This window comes from Pseudomonas sp. PvP027 (genome assembly GCF_017833005.1).
GTDB lineage: Bacteria > Pseudomonadota > Gammaproteobacteria > Pseudomonadales > Pseudomonadaceae > Aquipseudomonas > Aquipseudomonas congelans.
In genome coordinates this window covers 5,467,807-5,491,327 of sequence record NZ_JAFIBK010000001.1, presented here as the reverse complement: position 1 = coordinate 5,491,327, position 23,521 = coordinate 5,467,807, and the positions used below count along the sequence as shown (strand labels likewise).

Below are 23,521 nucleotides of genomic sequence, written 5' to 3'. Positions count from 1 at the left end.
TCTGTGAATGGCCGCAATCATGCCGCTCGCCACGCCATTAAAAAAGCTATGATTTGTCATCCTCAGCATAAGAAATACTTTGTCATGCGCCGGTTGAACCTCAATCACCTGCACACGTTTGCGCTGGTCATTGCCCATGGCAGTTTTTCTGCGGCGGCAGAGCGTCTGCACCTGACCCAGCCAGCGGTCAGCCTGCAGGTGCGACAGCTGGAAGATCAACTGAAGCTGCAACTGATCGAACGGGTCGGCAAGCGCCTCAAACCTACCTCGGCTGGCAATGTACTGCTGGAACATATCGCGCGCATCGATGCGGTGGTCGAAGACGCCCTTCAGGAGCTGTCCAGCCATGCCAGCGGCATTGCCGGAAAAATCGCAATCGGCACCGGCGCGACAGCCTGTATCCACCTGCTGCCGCCCATGTTGCAGGCGCTGCGGCGGCGCTTCCCCGAACTGGATGTGCGCGTCAGTACCGGCAACACCGACGGCATCCTCAAGGCGGTGGAAGAAAATCTTCTGGATCTGGCACTGGTCACCCTGCCCGCTTCCGGTCGAAGCCTGCACATCACGCCACTGATTGAGGATGAGTTCGTCGCGATTTTCGCCAGCAGCCAGCGACCGATGCCGGCCCACATGACCCCGGAGCGCCTCAGCGGACAGCCGCTGGTGGTATTTGAAGCTGGCAGCAGCACGCGTCTGCTGATCGATGAATGGTTCCTGCGGGCAGGGATCCGCGTCAAACCGGTCATGGAGCTGGGCAGCATCGAGGCAATCAAGGAAATGGTCGCTGCAGGCCTGGGCTACAGTATCGTGCCGCGAATGGCCGTCGCTGCGCTCCACCATCGCCGCGGCTTGCAAATGCTGCCGCTGGCAACAGCGCTGAGTCGCACATTGGGAATTGCCTTGCGCCAGGACAAACCAGTCAGCAAGGCCCTGCGTCAGGTGCTGGATGCGCTGCAAGACCTCAAAAGGTCATGAAGGCGCGCCACCCTAGAGGCTCGACTGTGCCCATGCACTATAAAGAGCAACGGCACTCGGCATGGCAAATCAGGTCGACAGTTGCACAGGCAGCGAATCAGGTTGTACGATGACTGCCCACTGATAACCGAAAAATGATGGCCGGCCTGCTTTTAGACGCCCCATCACTGACAATCTGTAAAGCAACTCGGCAACCCATAAGGAGCGCCGGTCTGGATACCCTCCCTGCCGACCTCCAACCTCAAAACAACAGGAGATACCGATGCCTAACATTCTCGGCCAGAACTTCATCGCTGGCGGCCGCAGCGCTTTGGGCCAGAGCCTGCAAAAAAGCCTGGATGCCACCACCGGTGAAGAGCTGCCTTACAGCTTTCATCAGGCCACCGATGGCGAAATCGACGCCGCAGCACTGGCTGCCAAAGCCGCATTCCCGGAATTTCGTCAACTGAGCCCGGCCCGTCGCGCCGATTTCCTCGACGCCATTGCTGATGAGCTCGACGGACTGGGCGATGACTTCGTCGCCATCGTCTGCCAGGAAACCGCCCTGCCCCAAGCGCGTATTCAAGGTGAGCGCGGTCGTACCAGTGGCCAGATGCGTCTGTTTTCCAAGGTTTTGCGTCGCGGTGATTTCGTCGGTGCACGTATCGACCTGGCGCTGCCGGATCGCAAGCCGCTGCCACGCGTCGACCTGCGTCAGTACCGCATCGGGGTGGGCCCGGTTGCCGTGTTCGGAGCGAGCAATTTCCCGCTGGCGTTTTCCACTGCGGGCGGTGATACCGCAGCAGCACTGGCCGCCGGTTGCCCGGTAGTGTTCAAGGCGCACAGCGGCCACATGGCGACTGCCGATCTGGTGGCCAGCGCAATCATTCGCGCTGCCGAGCGCACGCAGATGCCCAAAGGCGTGTTCAACATGATCTTCGGCAACGGCGTCGGTGAAGGTCTGGTCAAGCACCCGGCTATCCAGGCGGTCGGTTTCACCGGCTCGCTGAACGGTGGCAACGCCCTGTGCAAAATGGCTGCCGAGCGTCCACAGCCCATTCCGGTCTTTGCCGAGATGTCCAGTATCAACCCGGTCGTGCTGCTGCCAGGCGCCTTGCAGGCACGTGGTGAAACCGTAGCCAAGGAGCTTGCCGGCTCGGTGGTCATGGGTGCCGGTCAGTTCTGCACCAATCCCGGCGTAGTTATCGGCCTGCGCTCTCCGGCGTTCTCGGCTTTCATCGAGCAACTGACCGAACAGATGGGCAGTCAGGCTCCACAGACCATGCTTAACGCAGGTGGCCTGCGCAGTTACAGCAAGGGTGTGGAACACCTGCTCTCGCATCCTGGCGTGACGCATCTGGCCGGCAAGCCACAGGAAGGCAAGCAGGCTCAGGCGCAGTTGTTCAAGGCTGACGTGAGCCTGCTGCTGAACGGTGATCAGTTGCTGCAAGAGGAAGTCTTCGGCCCGACCACGCTGCTGATCGAAGTCGCTGACGATGCGCAGCTGAAAGACGCGCTGCAAGCCTTGCGTGGTCAGCTGACTGCGACCGTGATCGGCGAGCCTGCGGACTTGAGCCAGTACAGCTGGCTGCAGCCGATTCTCGAAGAGAAGGTCGGACGCATTCTGTTCAACGGCTACCCGACCGGTGTCGAGGTCTGCGAGGCCATGGTTCACGGCGGCCCATACCCGGCAACCTCGGACGCACGCGGTACCTCGGTGGGCACACTCGCCATCGATCGTTTCCTGCGCCCTGTGTGCTATCAAAACCTGGCGGACAGTCAGTTGCCACCTGCGTTGCAGAACGCCAACCCGTTGGGTCTGCGTCGTCTGGTCAATGGTGAATGGAGCGACCAGCCTGTCGCGTAATCGCCATCGGCCGGAACCGCAACACAGCAGCGCGACCTGATGAGGGTCGCGCTTTTTTTTGGAAAATATTTCTTTTTTGTGCCCGAAGTCGCTTATAGCGGACCGGTTTTATACCCTGACGGCAGCACCATAGAAGTGCAAAACATGGGCTGTTCATAAAATAACCACACAGCTGTAAGCCATGTGTAACAAGGGTTTCAAAAAGTTACCCACAGACATACCCACGATTTCCGTGGACAACTTTTCATCGATTTCGGACCTTAAAAACCCTGAGCAGTGCAAGCGTAAATTTTTGACGGGCGCCTGGAATCCCGGAGTGATGGCAGCTGTAATGGCCTACGAGGCCGCCTGACATAACCTTATGCATATATGGCGGTTGATTCGTAAGACTATGCAGCGTGAAATAGACGATTTATCGAGGCGCCAATCATGCAACAGCGTTGTAAAGTGGCCGTACTCGGCCTAGGTGCCATGGGTGCGGCCACTGCCTATCAGTTGGCAAAGGCCGGAGTCGATGTGATTGGCGTCGACCGCTACGACCCTCCGCACACACAAGGCTCCAGTCACGGCGATACACGCATCACGCGGCTGTCGGCCGGTGAAGGTCCGCAATACCTGCCACTGGTGCGCAGCTCGCAGCGCATCTGGCGCGAACTTGAAGCATTGAGCGGCGAGTCGCTGTTCGAGCAGTGTGGTGTGCTGGTGATGACCTCAAGCCCGTCCTACGACGCAGCAGACGTCAACGACTTCACCCACCAGACCATCGCACTGGCCCGCACTTATGGGGTGAAGCACGAGGTATTGGCGGCCGCAGCAATTCGCGAGCGCTTTCCTCAGTTCGCTCCTGTGCTGGATAGCGCCATCGGCTATTTCGAACCAGAGGGCGGATTCGTTCGGCCCGAGCGCTGCATCGCCGTACAGCTCAAGCTGGCAAGGCAACACGGCGCGCGTTTGCTGACCCATGAAACGGTCACGCAGCTAAAGGCGCATGGCGATCAGGTACGAATCACCACCGACAAGGGCTCGATCATCGCCGACAAGGTCGTGGTCAGCGCGGGCATGTGGTCGTCCGGGTTGCTCGGCGCACCGTTCAGCGACCTGCTGCGGGTGTGCCGGCAAAAGCTGTTCTGGTTCGAGTTGCAGCGCGAGGCTGCCTTTGCTGCGCCTTCGCCAAGCTTCATCCTGAGTCACGGGCCCGGCGAGGCCGATGTCAATTACGGCTTCCCGCCGATGCCCGGCGAAAACAGCATGAAGGTCGCCACCGAGCAATACACCGAGACGTCAGCGGCTGAGCAACTGGACCGCACCATTACCGCGAGGGAAGAGCAGGAAATGTTCCGCACCCAGGTGCAGGGCAGGATTGCGGGAATGACGCCGAAGGTGGTCAAGTCGTCAGTCTGCGCCTACACCGTCACGCCGGACAGCCACTTCATCATCGATGAACACCCGCACCTGAAAAACGTGACGGTGGTCTCGGCCTGTTCCGGCCACGGTTTCAAGCATTCGGCCGGGCTCGGACTGGCGCTGGCGCAACGCTGTATTGACGGCGAGAGCGAGGCAGATCTCTCGGCCTTTTCACTGCAACGTTTCGCCAGGCAGGGTTGATCAGCGCGCCACCACGAAAGCCTCGTCGATGCGCGCCAGATCGGTGTCGCGCAAGGTGCCCGCGTAGTAATGCAGTTTGATCCAGGCCATCAAATAGTCGTAACGGGCTTTCGCCAGATCGCGACGAGTACTGTAAAGCTGCTGCTCGGCATTGAGGGCATCCAGGCTGATGCGCTCGCCACCCAGAATGCTCTGGCGGGTCGATTCGACCAGTGACTGCGCCGAGATCAGTGCTTTCTGGTAGGCGCGCAACTTGCTCACCCCTGACGCGCAGGCGTTGAACTGGCGACGCAGCTCGATCAGGGTTTCGCGGGTCTTGCCGTCCAGCTCGTATTCAGCCTGCTCGCGCTTGCTGTTGGCCTGGCGCACCGAGGCGCTGGTGCCACCACCGGCGTAAAGCGGAAGGCTGAGTTCGATGCCTATCGTATTGGTGTCGTAACGCTGATTGTAGGTGTTGCCGCTGTCCGATTCATTCTGGCGGATACTTGCATAGGCATTCACCGTCGGCAGATGCCCTGCTCGGTTGCGCTCCACCTCGTATCGCGCCACTTCCAGGGACTGCCGTTGCGAGGCCAGGATCGGGCTGTTGGCCATGGCCAGCGCATGCCACTCGGTAAAGCTGGAGGGTGCCAGGACCAACGCCTGAAAGCTGTCCCTCAACGGCTCCAGCTGCGCAATATCGATACTCGGCGTGCCCAGCAATGCGGCCAGCTCGCGCAACGACGCGTCCTGCTCATCGCTGGCTTCGATCTGCTCGGCAATCGCCAGTTCGTTGCGCGACTCCGCTTCGAGAATATCGGTGCGTGTGCCCTCTCCCCGCTCGAACATCTGCCGGTTCTGTGCGAACTGGCGCTCGAACGCCTGCTGCTTGGCACGGGCGATATTGATCTGGTCCTGGGCGAAGAGTGCCTGGGTGTACAGGGTCAACACCCGCACCAGTAATTCCTGGCTCTTGCTGCGGAAGGTCTCGTCGGCAAACAGCGCCTGGGCCAGCCCCTTGCGGTAATTGGCGTACGCTTCGTAATCGATCAATGGCTGCTGGACCGTCAGGCTTGAACCAAAGCTGTTGTAATGGCGGTGGTCAGTGCTGTCTTGAGCGCTGCCCTTGAGGGTCGCCTTGGAATCGTTGCGTCCTTTGTTGTAGCTGTACGACACACGAGGCAACAAGCCGGCACGACCGATCACCCGGTTTTCCAGGCCCGCGTCGCGCTCCTTGAGTGCGCCCAGATAAACGGGGTCATTGCGCAGCGCCAGTTCATAGACCTCAAACGGGCCCATAGCCTGACTCAAAGGCGCAACGCCCAGCAGGATGGCCGTCAGCAAAGCGGCTTTAAGGGGATGACGAAACATCCTATTCCTCCGTCAACGCGGAGCCGGCACGGTCCAGCAAAGGTTTGAACAGATAATTGAGCAGCGAGCGTTCACCCGTGCGCACGAACATTTCAGCGGGCATGCCGGGTTTGATCACCAGCCCGTTGAGTTTTTCAAGCGCCGCGTCGCCCACCGAGGTACGCAGCACGTAATACGGCTGGCCGGTTTTTTCATCCTGCATCTGGTCGGCGGAAATCAGGCTCACCTCACCGGAAACCCGCGGCGTGCGGCTTTGATTGAACGCGGTGAAGAGAATGTCGACCGGCAGATGGCTGGCGACCTTGTCGATCAGTTGCACCGGCAGCCGCCCTTCGACTTCCAGCCGCGTACCTTGCGGAACGATTTCCAGCAGCGTTTCACCGGCACGCACTACCGCACCTTCGGTGTGCACGCCCAGATTGACGGCGATGCCATCGGCAGGCGCAAGAATTGCGCTGTGTTGCAGACTGAAACCGGCCGAGGCCAGCTGCTGCTCAAGGGTAAGCGCCTTGACCTGGGCATCGGCCCATTGGCTGCGCACCTCTTTCTGGTACTCCTCACGCTGCTGTTGAAGGCGCAAACGCGATTCGACGATACCTTGCTCTATACGTCCGGTTTCGCCCGCATTTTGCGCCAGGCTCTGTTGCACCTGAGAAAGCTGGCGCTGGAACTCCAGCAGGCGATTGCCAGGAATGAATCCGTTCTGCGCCAAGGGCTCCAGGTTACTCAGTTGCTTGCGTAACGAGTCGGCCTGAGCCAGCAGGTCCGAACGGGCACGGCGCATGCCGGCGAGCTGCAGCCCGGCACCCTCGATGCTCGCCTGCAGGCCGGACTGCTCGCGCGCCAGGGCCTGGCGTCGGCTGCTGAACAACTGCCGCTGCCCTTCAAGCACCAGCGCCAGCCGTGGGTCGGGGTCTTGCCCCTGTCCGGCCGCAATCAGTTCTGCGGGAAAACGCACCTCGTCCAGGTTGTCGCGCTCGCTTTGCCAGCGCGCCAGGCTGGCCCAGGCCATTCGATACTGGGCTCGCAACGATTGCACGTCGGCTTCGACCTGAGTCTGATCAAGGCGAAACAGCGGTTCGCCCTCTTTGACCAGTTGACCTTCACTGACCAGAATTTTGCTGACCACGCCGCCATCCAGCGATTGCACGGCCTTGCGTTTGCCAGAGACCACCACCGTCCCCTGCACGGCAATGCCCTGATCCAGAGGGGCAAGACTGGCCCACAGAAAAAAACTGCCCGCCCCCGCCAGCATGAGAATCCAGCCCGCGCGAACGAAGAACTGCACGCCACGCTCCTTGCCCGGCACGGCGTAATGAGTGTCGATAGGGCTGTTCATACGTCGGACTGCCTGTTCTGCGTGCCGTATTGACGGCTCATGGAAAGCCCGGCTGCCGGGCGAGATTGCGATTGAGGGTGCGCTTGCGCTGCCTGCGCCGACGATGGCTGTCCGGACAAGGCCTGCAGCACCTGAGCCGTAGCGCCAAATGCCTGCATGCGACCTTCGCTCAGCACCAGCAGGCGATCGGTCTGGTTCAGCGACTGCGTACGGTGGGTGACGAGCACAACGGTGCAGCCGCGGCTCTTGAGTTCGGCAATCGCCTGAGTCAGGGCCGCCTCACCCGCAGCATCCAGATTGGAGTTGGGCTCATCGAGCACCACCAGTCGCGGGTCGCCGTACAGCGCACGGGCCAACGCGACGCGCTGTTTCTGACCGCCGGACAAGCCAGCGCCATCATCACCCAGCCGCGTGTCGTAGCCTTGCGGCAGGCGCAGAATCAATTCGTGTACGCCCGCCAGTTGCGCGGCAGCGACCACAGCGCTCGCGTCGCCCTCGCGAAAGCGCGCGATATTTTCTGCCACGGTGCCACCGAACAGCTCGATGTCTTGCGGCAGATAACCAATATAGGGTCCCAGCGCCTCTCGGTCCCAGCGATGCATGTCGGCCCCGTCCAGACGTACCGTTCCGCCCAGCGCTGGCCAGACACCGACCAGCACGCGTGCCAGGGTCGACTTGCCGGAACCGGATGCACCCAGTACGCCGAGTACTTCACCGGCTTGCAGTTGAAAGCTCACTTGCTGAATCGTGGGCGACGTTTTGCCGGGAGGCGCAGCGCTGACCTGTTCCGCACTGATCTGACCGCGCGGTGCCGGCAGTGGCATGCGCGGCGCGGGCTCGGCATAGGTCTTGAGTAGCTGGTCCAGGCGCCCGTAAGCCAGGCGTGCAGAGCTCCATTGCTTCCAGACTGCGATCAGTTGGTCGATGGGGCTGAGGACCCGCCCCATAAGGATCGAGCCGGCGATCATCATGCCTGCGGTCATGTCTCCATTTATCACCAGCAGTGCGCCCAGGCCAAGCACGAGCGACTGCAGGCACAGGCGCAGGGCCTTGCTGATCGAACTGATCACCGCTCCAGTATCACTGGCACGGTTTTGCAGGGCCAGAAAGCGCCCGTGCACATGAAACCAGCGACGCCGCAGCACCTCGAGCATGCCCATTGCCTGGATCGCCTCGGCCTGTTGCAGGTGTCGGGTCGCCAATTGCGCAGACTGCTGCGAGTAGCCGCTGGCTTCGGCCAGCGGTTTGCGGGTCAGCCATTCGTTGAGGCAGGCCAGTCCGACCAGCAACACCGTCCCCACGCTGGCGAGCACGCCTAGCCAGGGGTCGAAAAGGAAGATCACCGCCAGGTAGATGGGGAACCAGGGGGCGTCGAAGAACGCGAACAACGCCGGTCCGGTGAGAAACTGGCGGATGAAGGTCAGATCACCCAGCGCTTGCCCAGCCTGACGCTGTCCGGCGTGCAGGTTGCTCTCGAACGCAGCCTGATAGACGCGCAGATTGAAACGCTTTTCCAGCTCGCTACCGATGCGGATCACCACAAAGCTGCGGACCATCTCCAGCAAGCCGATGAACGCAAAGAACCCGACCACCATCAGCGTCAGCATGGCCAGAGTGGTCTGGTTCTGCGACGTCAGTACGCGGTCATAGACTTGCAGCATGTAAATCGATGGGGCGAGCATCAGCACGTTGATCAGCGCGGTAAAACAACCGACACCAATCAACGCGCTCTTGTAGTCAGCCAGCGCTTTATAAAGCGGCGGCCGGGCGCTTTGGGGCAACGCACTCATGGTTGTTCCTTGATGGTCTTGCTTATGACGGAGTGACATCCCTGGGTTTTGACAAACAACTCGCGCAGGTCCGTGAAACGCTTAATCGGCGAGACGCCCAAGGACCAGCACTTCACCGCCGGGCAGACGCGCCTCATAGACCTGCTCCCCCATATTATTGAGGTGAATCAGGCGATTGCCTTCCTTGTCGGTGAACGCCAGGCCATCCGGTGTCGGAAACCAGCCAGTGGGTGCTTCGTGCAACCACTTTACTGCGCAGGCGAGATCGCCCGTCAGTTGCGGTACATCGGTATTAAGGTGCAGTTCACAGGCTTCATTCGTCTTTCCCTGAACAGAAAGTCGCCACTTGCCACTGAGTTCAGCAGGATCGGGCAGTTTCAAACTCATGGCCATGCTTGCTCCAGAAATACCCACCAGCAACGCAAAGGCCGCTGGCACGATTCGAACAACGTGATTGATCTTCATTACGGGGGTACTTTCCAGATTATGGACGACCGCAGGGTCGTCCATAATTGTTACAGATTAAACCACGATATCAGTGGCCAACGCTTGACCAACGGTCCCCACGAGGAAGTCCCCCAAACCCTGACCTGTGAAGTCGATCGCCAGACTGCCCAGATTGCTGCTCTGGTTATAGTTGAGGATCGCCTCGCCGGCGTGGCCGCTGAATGCGTTGACGAACTGCAGCGCGCTCAGCGTGGAAATCGCCGATACGTCGATCTTGTCCTGACCGCTGACGAAATCACGAATCGTATCCTGGCCCGCACGATTGGAGTCGGAGCTGGCGCCAAACACGAAGATGTCGGCACCCGCACCACCGGTCAGGCTGTCGGCACCGCCACCGCCGTAGATGATGTCGTTGCCGGCACCACCCTTGAGGTCGTTGGCGGCAGCATTGCCGATCAACAGGTCATTGCCCGAACCGCCCACCGCGTTTTCAACCACCACACCCTTGGCGATCGAAACGTTGCCGACCATGCCACCGACATCCGAGAACGAGGCGGCATTGAGGTTGATCTTCTGATTCTGGGTGAAGCCGGAAAAGTCGAGAGTATCCTTACCCCCGCCATCCCACACCGAGAACACCACCTTGGAAGAGGCGGACGTGGCGCTGTAGAAATCGCGCCCGGCGGTGGAGTTGAATCCATAGACCGTATCACCGGCACGGGTACTCATGTTCGCGCCATAGAGCTGCTGAACGGCGGCGATATCATCCAGCAACGGTGCCGACGAGTACGACGGAGCACCGCCCTTGACGAAGTTCTGGTCAGTGTTGGACTCACTCCAGTAACTCATGACGCTGTAGCCACGGGTGTCTTCTGCGTAAGTGGCGTCCTTGTAGCTTGGATTGCCCTCGCCCGCGTTGTAGTCACCCGGGTGAGACAGGCCCAGGGTATGGCCGATTTCATGGGTCAGGGTCTGACGACCGTAGTTGCCATTGTCCGGGGTGGTGTTGACCTTGTAGCTGTTATCGACAAGGTACCAGGACTGGCCGTCGGTACGGCTGTTGCCGCTGGGCAGGTAAGCGAAAGCTGCCCCGCCTGCGCTGCCGTTGCTGTAGTTGCCGAAGGTCATATGCCCATCGCCGCCGGAAGCCGCCTGGGTAAAACTGACCTTGGCAACGTCTGCCCAGGATTGCATCGACAACACCGCCTGGGCTTTCTGCTGCGCGTTGAACGCACTGAAAGTCCCCAGCGAATTGTCGAACCCGGCAGGCTTGGCCGTCAGGAACGTGTAAGTGAGGTTGATGGTGCCGTTGCCATCGCGATCCGTCCAGGAGGCGTCGTCGCGAAGAAGATAATCAGCGGCTTGATCGACCGAATACGAGGGCTTGCCATTGATCGTGAGATTGCCGCCACGATCATACTGGTGGGCGAACGCATTGATTTGGTCGAAAGAGGTGCTGGTAGCAGCGGAGAGTTGAATTGCAGCATTTTCTTTGACTTTCGTCATGACACTTCCTTGTTTGCTGATTGACAGGTTAGGTACGACAGGACTCTCCCCTGTAGCGAGAGAGTCCGGTCACTCGCTTTGTGAAGCGTAAAATCGTGTTGCGTAACAAAACTGACACATCTTGAAATCTTGTGTCCAGCACTGTTCGATGATGCCAAATGGCCCAAAACGGGAAAGCGCCTACAGGCCTTGGAGAATCGCCTGATATTATTTTTTGTGATGACGAGATAGCCGATAAGCGCTTGAACAGACTGCAACAAGCTTGATAAATATGACTGATAGGTCAGGAATTTTTCGGGTTCGACGGACCACGAATGCCCTGAGTAATGAACCGGCCTACTCAGCTACCAGGAACGGCATACCGCCAGCAGTGCGAGGGGCCGACGCCGACCTTTTTCCTCGTCGCAGAAACGCAAAAAGCCCCGACGAGTCGGGGCTTTTTTTGAAGTGCAGCGGCCTGAATATTCAGGCCTGGTTGATCAGTCGTCGCGGCTCATGATGCCGAAGATCTGCAGCAGGCTGATGAACAGGTTGTAGATCGATACATACAGGCTGACCGTCGCCATGATGTAGTTACGCTCACCACCCTGAATGATCGCGCTGGTCTGGAACAGAATGCAGACCGACGAGAACAGCACGAAGCCCGCGCTGATAGCCAGCTGCAGACCGCTGATCTGGAAGAACATGCTGGCCACTACCGCACCCAGCAGGACGAAGAAACCTGCGGTGATGAAACCACCCAGGAAGCTCATGTCCTTGCGGGTAATCAGTACATAGGCTGAAAGGCCGCCGAATACCAGAGCCGTCATCGCGAAGGCAGAGCTGACCACTTCAGCACCACCGGCCATGCCCAGGTAACGGTTGAGGATCGGGCCCAGCAGGAAACCCATGAAACCTGTCAGGGCGAAGGTCGACACCAGACCCCAGACCGAATCACGCAGCTTGTTGGTCAGAAAGAACAGACCATAGAAGCCGATCAGCACCACGAAAATGTTCGGGTAGCCGACACGCATCTGCTGAGCGACGAATGCCATGACACCGCTGAAAGCCAGTGTCAGGGCGAGAAGACCGTAAGTATTGCGCAGGACACGACTAACCTCGAGCTGGTCGGCCTGCATGCCGGTTTTAAGGCTGTAATCCTGTTCGCGCATGGCGAAACTCCTTGCTGTTGAAATGTTGAGTTGCAAAGATCATAACAGAGGCGCTGCAACTGGCTAGTCACAGAGTTTGACAGCTTGTTTCATTCCGGTATTATGGCGCCCGCAACGAAGTGGAGGTATGGCCGAGTGGTTTAAGGCAGCAGTCTTGAAAACTGCCGACTGTAACAGGTCCTAGAGTTCGAATCTCTATGCCTCCGCCATATTTGGCAGCGCAAAGCCCTGATTATTCAGGGCTTTGTCGTTTCTGGCCCCCACGAAACCCTGCGTCCTCCCCGCCCTGCGAGCTGCCGTGCGCAACCTGATATATTGATGCTCATACCGAATCAATCATCCTGGTCACGCAATGCCCATCAATTTCGACCTAAACGACCTCCAGGCATTTCGTGCCGTGGTCGAGAATGGCAGCTTCCGCAAGGCCGCTGAAACCGTGCAGATCACTCAGCCTGCGCTCAGTCGGCGAATAGAAAAGCTCGAATCTGCGCTGAACGTTAAGCTCTTCGAGCGGACCACCCGCAGAGTCAGCCTGACCACGGTCGGCCGCGCATTTCTGCCTCAGGTCGAGCGCATTCTGGACGATCTGGACAGCGCATTGATGACCATCGAAGGCGTCGGCTCCACGCGAATGGGCAGCGTGACGATTGCCTGCGTGCCTTCAGCCGCCTACTACTTCATGCCTCAGGTCATCAGCGCCTTCCACCGGCTGTTTCCGAAAATCAGAATTCGGGTAATGGACGCCAGCGCCAATGAGGTCAACAGCGCGGTTGCCCTGGGCGAAGCCGATTTCGGGGTGAGTTTCAGCGGCAATCTGGCGCCGGAAGTGGACTTCGAACTGCTGCTGCAGGAACGCTACGTGATGGCCTGCAGGCGGGATCACCCGCTGGCCACGTGCGACAGCGTCAGTTGGGAGGAGATGTACCGCCACGACTACATCGCGCTGGATATCACCTCGGGTAATCGTCTGGTGCTGGATCAGGCGCTGGCACCGTCCCGCCCGCACAAGGAAAGCATCTGCGAAACCCGTCATGTCACGACCATGATCGGCCTGGTGGAGGCCGGGCTTGGTGTGGCTGCGGTGCCTTCGATCGCCATGCCGATGACCGCTCACCCGTTTCTGGTGAGCGTGCCATTGGTTGCGCCCGAGGTGATTCGCAACGTAGGGCTGATCAAGCGTCGTGGCAGGACCTTGACACCGGCAGCCCTCGAGCTGGAACAACTGGTCAGGAAAATGCCGTCACCCTCAGCGGGGCACTGAATCCAGCCCGGTAGACTGCACCGTGGCCTGGGCTTTCGGCGATGCCAGGTAATCCAGCAAGGCCTTCGCCTCTTTCGGGTGCTCGGCATTGACCGGGATGCCAGCGGCATAACGGGTAACCGACTGCACGTCTTCAGGAATCTTCGCCACGAACGTCACGCCGGGAATCGGCAGCAGCTCGGCAACCTGTTGAAAGCCCACTTCGTAGTCGCCCTTGGCAACCACCGAAGCAACCGGGATGCGCTCGATCATCTTGCCTTTCGGCGCGAGCTCCTTCTCGATACCGAGCTTTTTGAAAAGCTCTTTTTCGATGTACACGCCACTGGCGCTGTCGGAGTAAGCAACCGACTTGGCCTTGAGCAAGGTAGCCTTGAGCTCACTGTCGGTGCCGATCGCCGGCTTGGCCGCACCCTCCTTCACCACCATCCCGATCCGCGAGTCAGCCAGTTCGACCCGCGATGCAGGGTCTACCTTGCCTTGCTTGATCAGATCATCCAGCGCATAGCCAACCATGATCACCACATCGGCGTGCTCGCCACGGGCCAGACGATTCGGAATGGCCTCGGGCGCCTTGCCCATAGAAGGGCCGAGAATGGTGTCCAGCGAGTCCCCGGAAGACGCCGCGTATTGCGGTCCGAGCAGTTTGTACGCAGCCGTAAAGCCGCCGGAGGTCATGACTTTGAGCTGTTCAGCCTGCGCCGCCGCACTGACCGCGATACAGCCGAGAAAAAGCGCGGCCAATTGAGTTTTGTATAACGATTTCATAGTTATTTTCCTTGATTAAACAGCCAGTTGCGGGCGGGTCGAGATGTGCCGGTAGAGCACCAGTGTGGCGCCCAGCGCGCAGGCTGCAGCGAACGTCATCCAGTAAGCAGGCGCCGCCTTGTCGCCGGTCAGGTGGATCAACCAGGTCGAGATCGCCGGAGTGAAACCACCGAAAACCGCCGTCGCCAGGCTGTAGGCCAGCGAGAAACCGGCAACGCGCACCTCTACCGGCATGATTTCCGTCAGCGCCGGGATCATCGCGCCGTTATACAAGCCGTAGAGGAACGAGAACCACAACAGCACTTCCAGCATATGGCCGAAGCTGGGCGCCAAGGCGAGGAACGACAGCGCCGGGTAAGCACTGATGATGGTCAGCAGCGTCATCGCGACCAACAGTGGTTTGCGCCCGAAGCGGTCGCTCAGCATGCCGCCGACCGGCAGCCAGATAAAGTTGGAGACACCAACCAGCAGTGTCACCAGAAGCGCATCGGCGGTACTCAGGTTGAGTACGGTTTTGCCGAACGTCGGTGCATAGATGGTGATCAGATAAAACGTGGTAGTGGTCATCGCCACCATGAGCATTCCGGCAATCACTACGCGCCAGTTTTGCAGCAGCGTTGCGAACACCTGTCGCATGGTCGGACGGTGAGAGCGAGTAGCGAACTCTTCGGTTTCCTGGAGGCTGCGGCGCAACAGGAAAATGAACGGAATGATCAGGCAACCGATGGCGAACGGAATTCTCCAGCCCCAGTCGGCGACAGCAGCAGGCGCCATCCATTGGTTCAAGCCATAACCCAGTGCAGCGGCGACGACGATTGCCACCTGCTGACTACCTGACTGCCAACTGGTGTAGAAGCCCTTGCGGCCAGGTGTCGCCATTTCCGCCAGATACACTGACACCCCACCCAATTCCGCGCCGGCAGAGAAACCTTGCAGCAAGCGGCCGACCAATACCAATGCAGGTGCCCACAAGCCGATGCTCGCGTAACCGGGCACCAGGACAATCAGCAACGTGCCACTGGCCATGATCGACAGGGTCACGATCAAGCCCTTGCGCCGCCCCACGTCATCGATGTAAGCACCCAGAATCACGGCACCCAACGGACGCATCAGGAAGCCCGCACCGAAGACCGCGAAGGTCATCATCAGCGAAGCAAACTCACTGCTGGCCGGGAAAAAGGCGGAGGCGATCTGGGTGGCGTAAAAGCCGAACAGGAAGAAGTCGAATTGCTCGAGGAAATTACCGGAGGTCACGCGAAATACCGCGCCTGCCTTCGACCGGGAGGATTCTTTTTGTAATGAGGATGAGCCGTGCATCAATGTTCTCCAGCGATCTTATTAGAGTGTTGTAAGCGCTTGTTGCGGAGGAGTCTGCCGGACACACTTTGAAACGATAAGTGCTATGTTTTCATCGATTGATGTCTAATGAACATCAATAGAAGCCCATGCAGCCGTGTTCTGCCCCGTCGCTTGCCGGTCAACACGCGCCAAACTCACACGCCTGCCCTTGAATTCTTTATCATTGCGCACGTTTTGTTGGCAGAGCCGATCATGAAATTCGCCATCTCCCTTTTTTCCGCCGCTCATGCGCCCTCCTCTCGGCGAGCCTTGCAGTTCGCCAGGGCGGTACTGGCAGGCGGGCATGAAATCGTCCGTTTGTTCTTCTATCAGGACGGCGTACACAGCGCGTCGGCCAACGTCGTGACGCCTCAGGATGAACAGGATATGGCGTTGCAATGGCGTGACTTCATCGTCGAGCACGATCTGGACGGCGTGGTGTGCATTGCCGCCGCGTTGCGGCGCGGTGTGCTCGACACGCAAGAGGCCGAGCGTTACCAGCGGCCGGCGGCAAACCTGCGCGAGCCGTGGGAATTGTCCGGGCTGGGCCAGTTGCACGATGCCGTGCAATCGGCTGATCGCCTGATCTGCTTCGGAGGGCCATGAGATGCCCAGATCACTATTGGTTGTCAGCCGTCAGTCGCCGTGGTCCGGTCCCGGCGCCCGGGAAGCGCTGGATATCGTGCTGGCGGGCGGGGCATTCGACCTGTCGATAGGCCTGCTGTTTCTGGACGACGGGGTGTTTCAGTTGTCGCCACAGCAGTCGCCCGACGCCCTGCAACAGAAAGACCTGACCGCGAATCTGAAAGCCCTGCCGATGTTCGGTGTCGAAGACCTTTACGTCTGCGGGCAGAGCCTGACCGAGCGTGGCATCTCCCCTGGCGCATTGAGCGAAGAGATGAGTCAGTTGACCACGCGCGCGGAATTGTCAGCACTTTTTGACCGGTACGACGAGGTGATTACCATCTGATGGCTACTTTGCACGTTCTCTCTCACTCGCCGTTTTCCGACACCCGGCTGGACAGTTGCCTGCGCTTGCTGGGCAGTGCTGATGGCTTGCTGCTCTGCGGCGATGCCGCCTATGCGTTGATGCCGTCCAGTGCGCAGTTGAAGGCCCTTCAGCCTCTGATCGACTCGTCGCACCTGTTCGCCCTCGACGAAGACATCAGCGCACGCAATCTGACCCTCCCTGCCGGAGTCAACCGCATCGACTACCCGGCCTTCGTGGAGCTGTCGCTGCGCTTCGACAAGGTCAATACCTGGCTATGAAACAGTTGAACATTGACGGGCGCAGCATCGAACTGGACAAGGATGGTTTTCTGCAAGACCTCAGCGACTGGTCACTGGACGTCGCTCACGCCCTGTCCGCCGAGGAAGGCATCGAGCTGAGCGCCGAGCACCTTGAAATCCTCGAACTGCTGCGAGGTTTTTACGCCGAGTTCCAGCTTTCGCCCGCCACACGGCCGCTGATCAAATACACCGCGTTGAAGCTGGGTGCAGAAAAAGGCAACAGCATGCACCTCAACCGCCTGTTCAACGGCACTCCCGCCAAACTCGCCGCCAAGCTGGCGGGCCTGCCCAAACCGACCAATTGCATATGAATGATTACCCTGCGCTTGTCACTGAAACACCTGAAGAGCACCCCTTTGCGACCTTCGTTCGCATTCTGGGCAAAGGCAAACGTGGCGCGCGCAACCTGACTCGCGAGGAAGCACGGGAAGCCATGGGCATGCTGCTCGATGAAAAAGTCGAGGACACCCAGCTCGGCGCTTTTCTGATGTTGCTGCGCCACAAGGAAGAAAGTCCCGAGGAGCTCGCAGGGTTTACCGAAGCGGTGCGTGAGCGTCTCAACGCCCCTGCCATGCAGGTCGATATCGACTGGCCGACCTACGCCGGGAAAAAGCGTCACCTGCCGTGGTATTTGCTGGCAGCCAAATGCCTGGCACAAAACGGCGTCAGGATCCTCCTGCACGGCGGCGGCGCGCATACCGCAGGGCGTTTGTACACCGAACAACTGCTGGACCTGCTGAAGATACCTCTGTGCCGCAACTGGTCAGCGGTCAAAACCTCGCTCGAGCAAGACCGTCTGGCGTTCATTCCGCTCGCCGACTGGGCACCGCAGTTGCAGCGCATGATCGATCTGCGCAACACGCTGGGGCTACGCTCGCCCATTCATTCGCTGGCACGCATCCTCAATCCGCTGCAGGCGCGTTGCGGCCTGCAAAGCATTTTTCACCCGGGCTACCAGAGTGTGCATCGCGATGCCAGCAGCCTGCTCGGCGACAACGCCATCGTGGTCAAAGGTGATGGCGGCGAAATCGAGATCAACCCCGACACCATCAGCCACCTGTACGGCACCACCGGCGGCCAGCCGTGGGATGAAGAATGGCCAGCGCTGTCACCACGCCGCCATGTAAAACCGGCGACGCTCGACCCGCAACAACTGCTGGCCTTGTGGCGAGGAGAGATCGAAGACAGTTACCCGCAACTGGCATTGATATCGACCATGGCGCTCGCCCTGCGCGGCCTGGGTGTCGATCGTGACGAGGCCTTCGCCCAGGCTCAGGTATTCTGGGATCGCCGCGACATCAATCTGTGATACGACGGCCTTTCGACAATGAAAGGCCATAATCCAGTCGAACCGATATGCCTGCGCTGACCTCCAAGCCCTATAACATGGAAATGGGAGTCAGACATGGGCCTTCTGGTCGAGGGACACTGGCAAGACCAGTGGTACGAAAGCAGCAAAGATGGCGCATTTCAGCGCGAAAATGCTCAGCGACGCAGTTGGGTCACGCCCGACGGAAAACCGGGACCGTCCGGTGCAGGCGGGTTTGCTGCGCAGGCGGGCCGCTATCACCTGTACGTGTCTCTGGCTTGCCCGTGGGCACACCGCACCCTGATTTTGCGCAAGCTCAAGGGCCTGGAAAGCCTGATCGATGTCTCGGTGGTCAGTTGGCTGATGCTGGAAAACGGCTGGACCTTCGATCAGCAGAAAGGCTCCAGCGGCGATGCCCTGGATGACCTGCAGTTTCTTCACCAGCGCTATACCGCCGACGACCCTCGATACACCGGCCGCGTCACCGTTCCGGTGCTGTGGGACAAACAGCAGCAGTGCATCGTCAGTAATGAATCTGCGGAAATCATCCGCATGTTCAATTCCGCATTCGACGAGTTGACCGGTAATACGCTGGATCTTTACCCGCAAGCGTTACGCCCGAGCATCGACGAGCTTAACGAGCAGATCTATCCGAACGTCAACAACGGCGTGTATCGGGCTGGTTTCGCAACCTCGCAGGGCGCGTACGAGGAGGCGTTCGATGATGTGTTCGCTGAACTGGATGTGCTGGAAAACCTGCTCGGCGAAAAGCGCTACCTGACAGGTACGCACCTCACCGAAGCCGATATACGCCTGTTCACCAGCATCGTGCGCTTCGATGCGGTGTATTACAGTCACTTCAAATGCAACCTGCGCCGCATCGCGGACTACCCCAATCTCAGCAACTGGCTACGCGAGCTGTACCAGTGGCCGGGTATCGCAGAGACGGTGAGTTTCGAGCACATCAAAGGGCATTATTACGGCAGCCATCGCACCATCAACCCGACCGGAATCATACCGAAGGGGCCAGCGCTTGATCTGCACGCAGATCACGACCGTGAGCGACTGTCCGGTGAAGGTGTCTGGAACAACTGAGGTATGGGAAGGAGTGGTGGATAGCCTGGACGGGCTACCCACCATTGGCATCAGAGAGTCGCCTGAGCGCCCTCGAACCAGGCCAGCTTTTCACGCAACTTGACCACCTCACCGATGATCACCAGCGTCGGCGCATGAACATCATGCTCGGCGACCAGTTGCGGCAGGTTTGCCAGGGTACCCGTGAACACACGCTGATTGACGGTGGTGCCCTGCTCGACCAGTGCAGCAGGCGTGTCAGCAGAGCGACCGTGCCGGATCAACTGCTCACAGATGACCGGCAAACCGATCAGCCCCATGTAAAACACCAGTGTTTGCGCAGGCGCTACCAGGTCCGACCAGGGCAGATCCGTCGTGCCGTTTTTCAAGTGCCCGGTGATGAAACGCACCGATTGCGCATGATCACGGTGCGTCAACGGTATACCCGCATAGGCCGCGCAACCGCTGGCAGCAGTGATGCCAGGCACCACCTGAAACGGAATGCCATGCGCCGCCAACTCTTCGATTTCCTCGCCGCCACGGCCGAAGATGAACGGATCACCGCCCTTCAGACGCACCACCCGCTTGCCCTGTTTTGCCAACGCAACCAGTTGCTGGTTGATCTGCTCCTGCGGAACAGCATGCTCCGCACGGCGCTTGCCAACGTACACACGCTCGGCATCACGACGGCACAGGTCAAGGATCGTTGGGGCGACGAGGCGGTCATACAGCACCACATCGGCCTGTTGCATCAGGCGCAAGGCCCGAAACGTCAGCAAATCCGGATCACCGGGACCCGCACCGACCAGATAGACCTCACCGGTCTCCGGAGGCGGCTCGCCGGCAATCTTGGCGATGAGCATACGTTCAGCCTCGGCACCCTGCCCGGCCAGTTGGCGGTCGGCAATGGCGCCCTGAAAAACATCCTCCCAGAACGCCCGGCGCTGCTGCACGTTCGGAAACAGGCCTTTGACCTGATTGCGAAAGCGCGCAGCCAGTCCGGCGAGCTGCCCGTAGGTGGAGGGAATCCAGGTTTCCAGCTTGGCGCGAATCAGACGCGCGAGCACCGGCGCATCGCCGCCACTGGACACTGCGATCACCAGAGGCGAGCGGTCGACGATGGCCGGAAAGATCACCGTACACAACGCCGGGGCGTCGACCACGTTGACCGGAACGCAACGCAAGCGGGCATCGCGGGAAACCTGAGCATTGAGCGGCTCGTCATCCGTCGCAGCAATAATCAGCACGCAACCATCGAGGTCGCATTCGCTGTAGCCGCGCAGGATCATCTCACCGCCGCTCTGGACAACCAGCTCGCTCAGTTGCGCCTCGATTTCCGGAGCAACCACGCGCAGCACTGCCCCGGCGTCGGCAATCAGGCGTGATTTGCGCAGGGCAATTTCACCGCCGCCAACCACCAGCACCCGGCTGCCACGCAGGTTATGGAACAGCGGCAGAAATTCCATTTAACCGATGACCTCAAGGCCGCCCATATACGGCTTGAGCACCTCAGGCACACGAATCGAACCGTCCGCCTGCTGATAGTTTTCCAGCACCGCCACCAGTGTGCGGCCTACCGCCAGGCCCGACCCGTTAAGGGTGTGGACCAGCTCCGGCTTGCCGGTTTCCGGGTTGCGCCAGCGGGCCTGCATGCGACGCGCCTGGAAATCACCGCAGTTGGAGCAGGAAGAGATTTCGCGATATTTGTCCTGGCTCGGAATCCACACTTCCAGGTCGTAGGTCTTCACCGCGCTGAAACCCATGTCGCCGGTGCACAGCGCCAGCGTGCGGTAAGGCAGTTCAAGCAATTGCAGCACGCGTTCGGCGTTGCCAGTCAGCGACTCGAGCGCGGCCATGGAGTCGTCAGGCGCAACGATCTGGACCATTTCGACCTTGTCGAACTGGTGCTGGCGAATCATGCCCCGGGTATCACGCCCGGACGCGCCCGCTTCACTGCGGAAGCAAGGGGTATGGGCGACAAACTTGAGAGGCAGCTGTTTGGCATCGAGAATTTCACCCGACACGATATTGGTCAGCGACACTTCGGCAGTCGGGATCAGGTACAGGTCGGCCTCGCCTTCGCGGGAGATCTTGAACAGGTCTTCCTCGAACTTGGGCAACTGACCTGTGCCCTGCAACGCTGGAGCCTGCACCAGATAAGGCGTGTAGGTCTCTTCGTAGCCGTGCTCGTTGATGTGCAGATTGATCATGAACTGTGCCAGGGCACGGTGCAGACGCGCGATGGGGCCACGCAGCAGCGCAAAGCGTGCGCCGGACAGTTTGGCGGCAGTTTCGAAATCCAGCCAGCCGAACTTCTCGCCCAGCGCGACGTGATCCTTGACCTCGAAATCGAATTGCGCCGGCGTACCCCAGCGACGTACTTCAACGTTGCCTTCTTCGTCGGCACCGATGGGCACGGACTCGTGAGGCAGGTTCGGAATGCTCAGCACCAGAGCATCCAGTTCGGCCTGAATGGCATCCAGCTCGACCTTGCCTTCGCTCAGTTCGTTGCCCATGCGCTCGACATCAGCCATCAACGGCGCAATGTCTTCGCCGCGCTGCTTGGCCTGACCAATGGATTTGGAACGTGCATTACGCTCTGCCTGCAGCTGTTCGGTGCGGGTCTGCACTACCTTGCGCTGGGCTTCCAGCGATTCAATGCGCGCCACATCCAGTGTGAAACCACGGGAAGCCAGGCGATCCGCTACGTCCTGAAGTTGAGTACGTAACAGTTTGGAATCGAGCATATCGTTCTCTCGTCTATCAAAGTCTGGTCAGGGACAGGCCAACCCAGGTTGCGAGCAGCCCGCCGAATACGCTGATACCGGCATAGCCGAGGGCCAGCGGTACTTGCCCGCTTTCCAGCAGGCGCAGCGTATCCAGTGAAAAGGATGAAAAGGTCGTCAGACCGCCTACAAAACCGACAAGCAAGCCGGCACGAATTTCGATGGGCACTTCCGGGCGCAGCAGGAACAGTCCGTACAGTACACCGATGATCAGGCATCCGACGATGTTGACCGCCAGCGTCGCCGCGTAAAAATAACGTGGCCAGTTGGCGCTGACCCAGGTGCCTGTCGCAAAGCGCAATAATGTACCAGCGATACCGGCAATCGACACCGCAAGAATAGTCTGAATCATCACTTTCTCCGCTTGCGAGAGCTGGCATCGTCCAATGCGTTCAGATGCCTGAGCTTTTCACCGATCTTGAGCTCCAGACCGCGAGGCACAGGCTGGTAATACTGCCGTGGCTCCAGGTCGTCCGGAAAGTAGTCTTCGCCAGCCGCATAAGCATCGGGCTCATCATGGGCATAGCGATATTCTTCACCATAACCGAGCTGCTTCATCAGCTTGGTAGGCGCATTGCGCAAGTGCAGCGGAACCTCCAGCGAACCATGCTCGCCCGCTTCACGCATAGCCGCCTTGAACGCCATGTAGACCGCGTTGCTTTTCGGCGCGCAGGCGAGATAGACGATGGCTTGTGCAACCGCCAATTCGCCCTCGGGACTGCCAAGGCGTTCCTGTACATCCCAGGCGGACATGCACAACGGCAGCGCACGAGGATCGGCATTGCCGATATCCTCACTGGCCATGCGCACTACGCGGCGCGCCAGATACAGTGGGTCACAGCCACCGTCGATCATCCGCGCAAACCAGTACAGGGCGGCGTCGGGATTGGAACCGCGAATCGACTTGTGCAACGCCGATATCTGGTCGTAGAACGCCTCGCCGCCCTTGTCGAAGCGGCGTCGGCTGTCACCCAACAGGCTCTGCAGCAACCCGATATCGATTTCGCTGCCGTCTTCGGCCAGATCGGAGGCGTTCTCCAGCAGATTAAGCATGCGCCGGCCGTCGCCATCGGCAGCGGCCATCAGCATCGCGAAGCCCTCATCGCTGAGGGTCAGTTGCCGCGTGCCCAATCCGCGCTCTTCGGTCAGGGCACGATTGACCAGCTTGCGCAGCGCTGCCTCGTCGAGGCTTTTGAGCACGTAGACACGCGCCCGGGACAACAAGGCGTTATTGAGTTCGAACGACGGGTTTTCGGTAGTCGCGCCGATAAAGATCAGCGTGCCGTCCTCGACGTAAGGCAGGAAGGCATCCTGTTGCGACTTGTTGAAGCGGTGCACTTCGTCGACGAACAGGATGGTGCGCTTGCCGTACTGTCCGGCCTGCTGCCTGGCGACTTCGACGGCCTGACGGATTTCCTTGACCCCGGCGAGCACCGCCGAAACCGTCTCGAAGTGCGCGTCCGACACTTTGGCCAGCAGCTTCGCCAGGGTGGTCTTGCCCACCCCAGGCGGGCCCCAGAAAATCATCGAGTGCAGTGCGCCTTGCTCCAGCGCCTCACGCAGCGGCTTGCCATGGGCAAGCACGTGTTCCTGACCGACATACTCATCCAGGTTGGTAGCACGCAAACGTGCAGCCAGAGGCTGAGCTATCGGTTCGCGGCTGAACAGGTCCATGATCAGAAATTGGCC

Annotated in this window: 22 protein-coding genes and 1 tRNA gene; 11 read left to right on the top strand and 12 right to left on the bottom strand. The window is 59.7% G+C overall.

Annotation, left to right across the window (positions count from 1 at the left end):
• Positions 1-84: 84 nt before the first annotated feature.
• The 3 genes from JOE33_RS23960 (at position 85) to solA (ending at position 4,426) form a co-directional block, all read left to right on the top strand.
• Entirely contained in the window at positions 85-975 is an 891-nt protein-coding gene (locus tag JOE33_RS23960) for a LysR family transcriptional regulator (RefSeq protein WP_187625931.1), read from the top strand.
• Positions 976-1,237: 262 nt separating this feature from the next.
• Entirely contained in the window at positions 1,238-2,821 is a 1,584-nt protein-coding gene (locus tag JOE33_RS23955; RefSeq protein WP_010426953.1) for an aldehyde dehydrogenase (NADP(+)), read from the top strand.
• Between the two features lie 429 nt (positions 2,822-3,250).
• Positions 3,251-4,426 carry an N-methyl-L-tryptophan oxidase gene (gene solA, locus JOE33_RS23950; RefSeq protein ID WP_187625932.1) on the top strand — a complete coding sequence of 392 codons (1,176 nt, stop codon included), beginning with the start codon at positions 3,251-3,253 and terminating at the stop codon, positions 4,424-4,426.
• On the opposite strand, the gene JOE33_RS23945 is transcribed toward solA, so the two are convergent.
• From JOE33_RS23945 to JOE33_RS23920, 6 genes are all read right to left on the bottom strand, one after another.
• Complete coding sequence (locus JOE33_RS23945; protein WP_187625933.1) at positions 4,427-5,776, bottom strand: TolC family outer membrane protein; 1,350 nt, start codon at positions 5,774-5,776, stop codon at positions 4,427-4,429.
• A gap of 1 nt (position 5,777) precedes the next feature.
• The gene (locus JOE33_RS23940; protein ID WP_003371807.1) at positions 5,778-7,115 is read right to left on the bottom strand and encodes an HlyD family type I secretion periplasmic adaptor subunit; all 1,338 of its coding nucleotides are present in this window, start codon (positions 7,113-7,115) and stop codon (positions 5,778-5,780) included.
• Positions 7,112-8,905, bottom strand: coding sequence for a type I secretion system permease/ATPase (locus JOE33_RS23935; RefSeq protein ID WP_010426961.1), 1,794 nt, complete (start codon positions 8,903-8,905; stop codon positions 7,112-7,114). The genes JOE33_RS23940 and JOE33_RS23935 overlap by 4 nt, the downstream gene beginning before the upstream one ends.
• 81 nt (positions 8,906-8,986) lie before the next feature.
• Positions 8,987-9,370 carry a protease inhibitor Inh/omp19 family protein gene (locus JOE33_RS23930; RefSeq protein ID WP_010426963.1) on the bottom strand — a complete coding sequence of 128 codons (384 nt, stop codon included), beginning with the start codon at positions 9,368-9,370 and terminating at the stop codon, positions 8,987-8,989.
• 57 nt (positions 9,371-9,427) lie between these two features.
• Positions 9,428-10,858 (bottom strand): serralysin family metalloprotease, encoded by a 1,431-nt coding sequence (locus tag JOE33_RS23925; RefSeq protein ID WP_032612522.1) that lies wholly within the window; start codon positions 10,856-10,858, stop codon positions 9,428-9,430.
• 479 nt (positions 10,859-11,337) lie between these two features.
• Complete coding sequence (locus JOE33_RS23920; RefSeq protein WP_002553978.1) at positions 11,338-12,009, bottom strand: Bax inhibitor-1/YccA family protein; 672 nt, start codon at positions 12,007-12,009, stop codon at positions 11,338-11,340.
• Positions 12,010-12,130: 121 nt separating this feature from the next.
• On the opposite strand from JOE33_RS23920, the gene JOE33_RS23915 reads away from it, so the two are divergent.
• Both JOE33_RS23915 and JOE33_RS23910 read left to right on the top strand, forming a co-directional pair.
• Positions 12,131-12,218: transfer RNA gene (locus tag JOE33_RS23915), tRNA-Ser, on the top strand.
• Positions 12,219-12,361: 143 nt separating this feature from the next.
• Positions 12,362-13,270, top strand: a complete 909-nt coding sequence (locus tag JOE33_RS23910; RefSeq protein ID WP_010426967.1) for a LysR family transcriptional regulator — start codon at positions 12,362-12,364, stop codon at positions 13,268-13,270.
• Here the strand turns inward: JOE33_RS23910 and JOE33_RS23905 are convergent.
• Positions 13,256-14,035 (bottom strand): substrate-binding domain-containing protein, encoded by a 780-nt coding sequence (locus JOE33_RS23905; RefSeq protein WP_010426968.1) that lies wholly within the window; start codon positions 14,033-14,035, stop codon positions 13,256-13,258. The genes JOE33_RS23910 and JOE33_RS23905 overlap by 15 nt on opposite strands.
• Positions 14,036-14,050: 15 nt before the next feature.
• A complete protein-coding gene (locus JOE33_RS23900) occupies positions 14,051-15,352 on the bottom strand; it encodes an MFS transporter (protein WP_096102654.1) in 1,302 nt (433 codons plus the stop codon).
• A gap of 234 nt (positions 15,353-15,586) precedes the next feature.
• Here JOE33_RS23900 and tusD point away from each other — a divergent pair, with 234 nt between their 5' ends.
• The 6 genes from tusD to JOE33_RS23870 all read left to right on the top strand — a co-directional run bounded on the left by tusD (position 15,587) and on the right by JOE33_RS23870 (position 19,067).
• Entirely contained in the window at positions 15,587-15,979 is a 393-nt protein-coding gene (gene tusD, locus JOE33_RS23895) for a sulfurtransferase complex subunit TusD (protein WP_010426971.1), read from the top strand.
• Position 15,980: 1 nt separating this feature from the next.
• A complete protein-coding gene (gene tusC, locus JOE33_RS23890; protein ID WP_096125484.1) occupies positions 15,981-16,343 on the top strand; it encodes a sulfurtransferase complex subunit TusC in 363 nt (120 codons plus the stop codon).
• Complete coding sequence (tusB, locus tag JOE33_RS23885; RefSeq protein ID WP_096102652.1) at positions 16,343-16,642, top strand: sulfurtransferase complex subunit TusB; 300 nt, start codon at positions 16,343-16,345, stop codon at positions 16,640-16,642. The genes tusC and tusB overlap by 1 nt, the downstream gene beginning before the upstream one ends.
• Positions 16,639-16,974 (top strand): TusE/DsrC/DsvC family sulfur relay protein, encoded by a 336-nt coding sequence (locus JOE33_RS23880; RefSeq protein ID WP_003317943.1) that lies wholly within the window; start codon positions 16,639-16,641, stop codon positions 16,972-16,974. The genes tusB and JOE33_RS23880 overlap by 4 nt, the downstream gene beginning before the upstream one ends.
• On the top strand, positions 16,971-17,972 hold the full coding sequence (locus JOE33_RS23875) for a glycosyl transferase family protein (protein ID WP_122591417.1): 1,002 nt from the start codon (positions 16,971-16,973) through the stop codon (positions 17,970-17,972). The genes JOE33_RS23880 and JOE33_RS23875 overlap by 4 nt, the downstream gene beginning before the upstream one ends.
• 96 nt (positions 17,973-18,068) lie before the next feature.
• Entirely contained in the window at positions 18,069-19,067 is a 999-nt protein-coding gene (locus tag JOE33_RS23870) for a glutathione S-transferase family protein (protein ID WP_187625934.1), read from the top strand.
• Positions 19,068-19,117: 50 nt separating this feature from the next.
• Here the strand turns inward: JOE33_RS23870 and cysG are convergent, their stop codons facing one another.
• The 4 genes from cysG to JOE33_RS23850 are packed head-to-tail and all read right to left on the bottom strand — an operon-like array spanning position 19,118 to position 23,506.
• Positions 19,118-20,512 (bottom strand): siroheme synthase CysG, encoded by a 1,395-nt coding sequence (gene cysG, locus JOE33_RS23865; protein WP_010426982.1) that lies wholly within the window; start codon positions 20,510-20,512, stop codon positions 19,118-19,120.
• Entirely contained in the window at positions 20,513-21,793 is a 1,281-nt protein-coding gene (gene serS, locus JOE33_RS23860; RefSeq protein ID WP_010426984.1) for a serine--tRNA ligase, read from the bottom strand. It abuts the gene before it with no gap.
• Between the two features lie 16 nt (positions 21,794-21,809).
• Positions 21,810-22,184 carry a fluoride efflux transporter CrcB gene (gene crcB / locus JOE33_RS23855; protein WP_010426985.1) on the bottom strand — a complete coding sequence of 125 codons (375 nt, stop codon included), beginning with the start codon at positions 22,182-22,184 and terminating at the stop codon, positions 21,810-21,812.
• The gene (locus tag JOE33_RS23850; protein WP_010426987.1) at positions 22,184-23,506 is read right to left on the bottom strand and encodes a replication-associated recombination protein A; all 1,323 of its coding nucleotides are present in this window, start codon (positions 23,504-23,506) and stop codon (positions 22,184-22,186) included. Before JOE33_RS23850 ends, crcB begins: the two co-directional genes overlap by 1 nt.
• Positions 23,507-23,521: the final 15 nt, after the last annotated feature.

Coding starts and splice junctions, on each gene's coding strand:
- JOE33_RS23930 (WP_010426963.1), bottom strand. CDS start 9,370: ATGAAGATCAATCACGTTGTTCGAATCGTGCCAGCGGCCTTTGCGTTG.
- JOE33_RS23905 (WP_010426968.1), bottom strand. CDS start 14,035: ATGAAATCGTTATACAAAACTCAATTGGCCGCGCTTTTTCTCGGCTGT.
- tusD (WP_010426971.1), top strand. CDS start 15,587: ATGAAATTCGCCATCTCCCTTTTTTCCGCCGCTCATGCGCCCTCCTCT.
- JOE33_RS23955 (WP_010426953.1), top strand. CDS start 1,238: ATGCCTAACATTCTCGGCCAGAACTTCATCGCTGGCGGCCGCAGCGCT.
- JOE33_RS23900 (WP_096102654.1), bottom strand. CDS start 15,352: ATGCACGGCTCATCCTCATTACAAAAAGAATCCTCCCGGTCGAAGGCA.
- JOE33_RS23960 (WP_187625931.1), top strand. CDS start 85: ATGCGCCGGTTGAACCTCAATCACCTGCACACGTTTGCGCTGGTCATT.
- JOE33_RS23945 (WP_187625933.1), bottom strand. CDS start 5,776: ATGTTTCGTCATCCCCTTAAAGCCGCTTTGCTGACGGCCATCCTGCTG.
- JOE33_RS23940 (WP_003371807.1), bottom strand. CDS start 7,115: ATGAACAGCCCTATCGACACTCATTACGCCGTGCCGGGCAAGGAGCGT.
- tusC (WP_096125484.1), top strand. CDS start 15,981: ATGCCCAGATCACTATTGGTTGTCAGCCGTCAGTCGCCGTGGTCCGGT.
- tusB (WP_096102652.1), top strand. CDS start 16,343: ATGGCTACTTTGCACGTTCTCTCTCACTCGCCGTTTTCCGACACCCGG.
- JOE33_RS23935 (WP_010426961.1), bottom strand. CDS start 8,905: ATGAGTGCGTTGCCCCAAAGCGCCCGGCCGCCGCTTTATAAAGCGCTG.
- JOE33_RS23850 (WP_010426987.1), bottom strand. CDS start 23,506: ATGGACCTGTTCAGCCGCGAACCGATAGCTCAGCCTCTGGCTGCACGT.
- solA (WP_187625932.1), top strand. CDS start 3,251: ATGCAACAGCGTTGTAAAGTGGCCGTACTCGGCCTAGGTGCCATGGGT.
- JOE33_RS23870 (WP_187625934.1), top strand. CDS start 18,069: ATGGGCCTTCTGGTCGAGGGACACTGGCAAGACCAGTGGTACGAAAGC.
- cysG (WP_010426982.1), bottom strand. CDS start 20,512: ATGGAATTTCTGCCGCTGTTCCATAACCTGCGTGGCAGCCGGGTGCTG.
- JOE33_RS23925 (WP_032612522.1), bottom strand. CDS start 10,858: ATGACGAAAGTCAAAGAAAATGCTGCAATTCAACTCTCCGCTGCTACC.
- JOE33_RS23920 (WP_002553978.1), bottom strand. CDS start 12,009: ATGCGCGAACAGGATTACAGCCTTAAAACCGGCATGCAGGCCGACCAG.
- JOE33_RS23910 (WP_010426967.1), top strand. CDS start 12,362: ATGCCCATCAATTTCGACCTAAACGACCTCCAGGCATTTCGTGCCGTG.
- serS (WP_010426984.1), bottom strand. CDS start 21,793: ATGCTCGATTCCAAACTGTTACGTACTCAACTTCAGGACGTAGCGGAT.
- JOE33_RS23875 (WP_122591417.1), top strand. CDS start 16,971: ATGAATGATTACCCTGCGCTTGTCACTGAAACACCTGAAGAGCACCCC.
- crcB (WP_010426985.1), bottom strand. CDS start 22,184: ATGATTCAGACTATTCTTGCGGTGTCGATTGCCGGTATCGCTGGTACA.
- JOE33_RS23880 (WP_003317943.1), top strand. CDS start 16,639: ATGAAACAGTTGAACATTGACGGGCGCAGCATCGAACTGGACAAGGAT.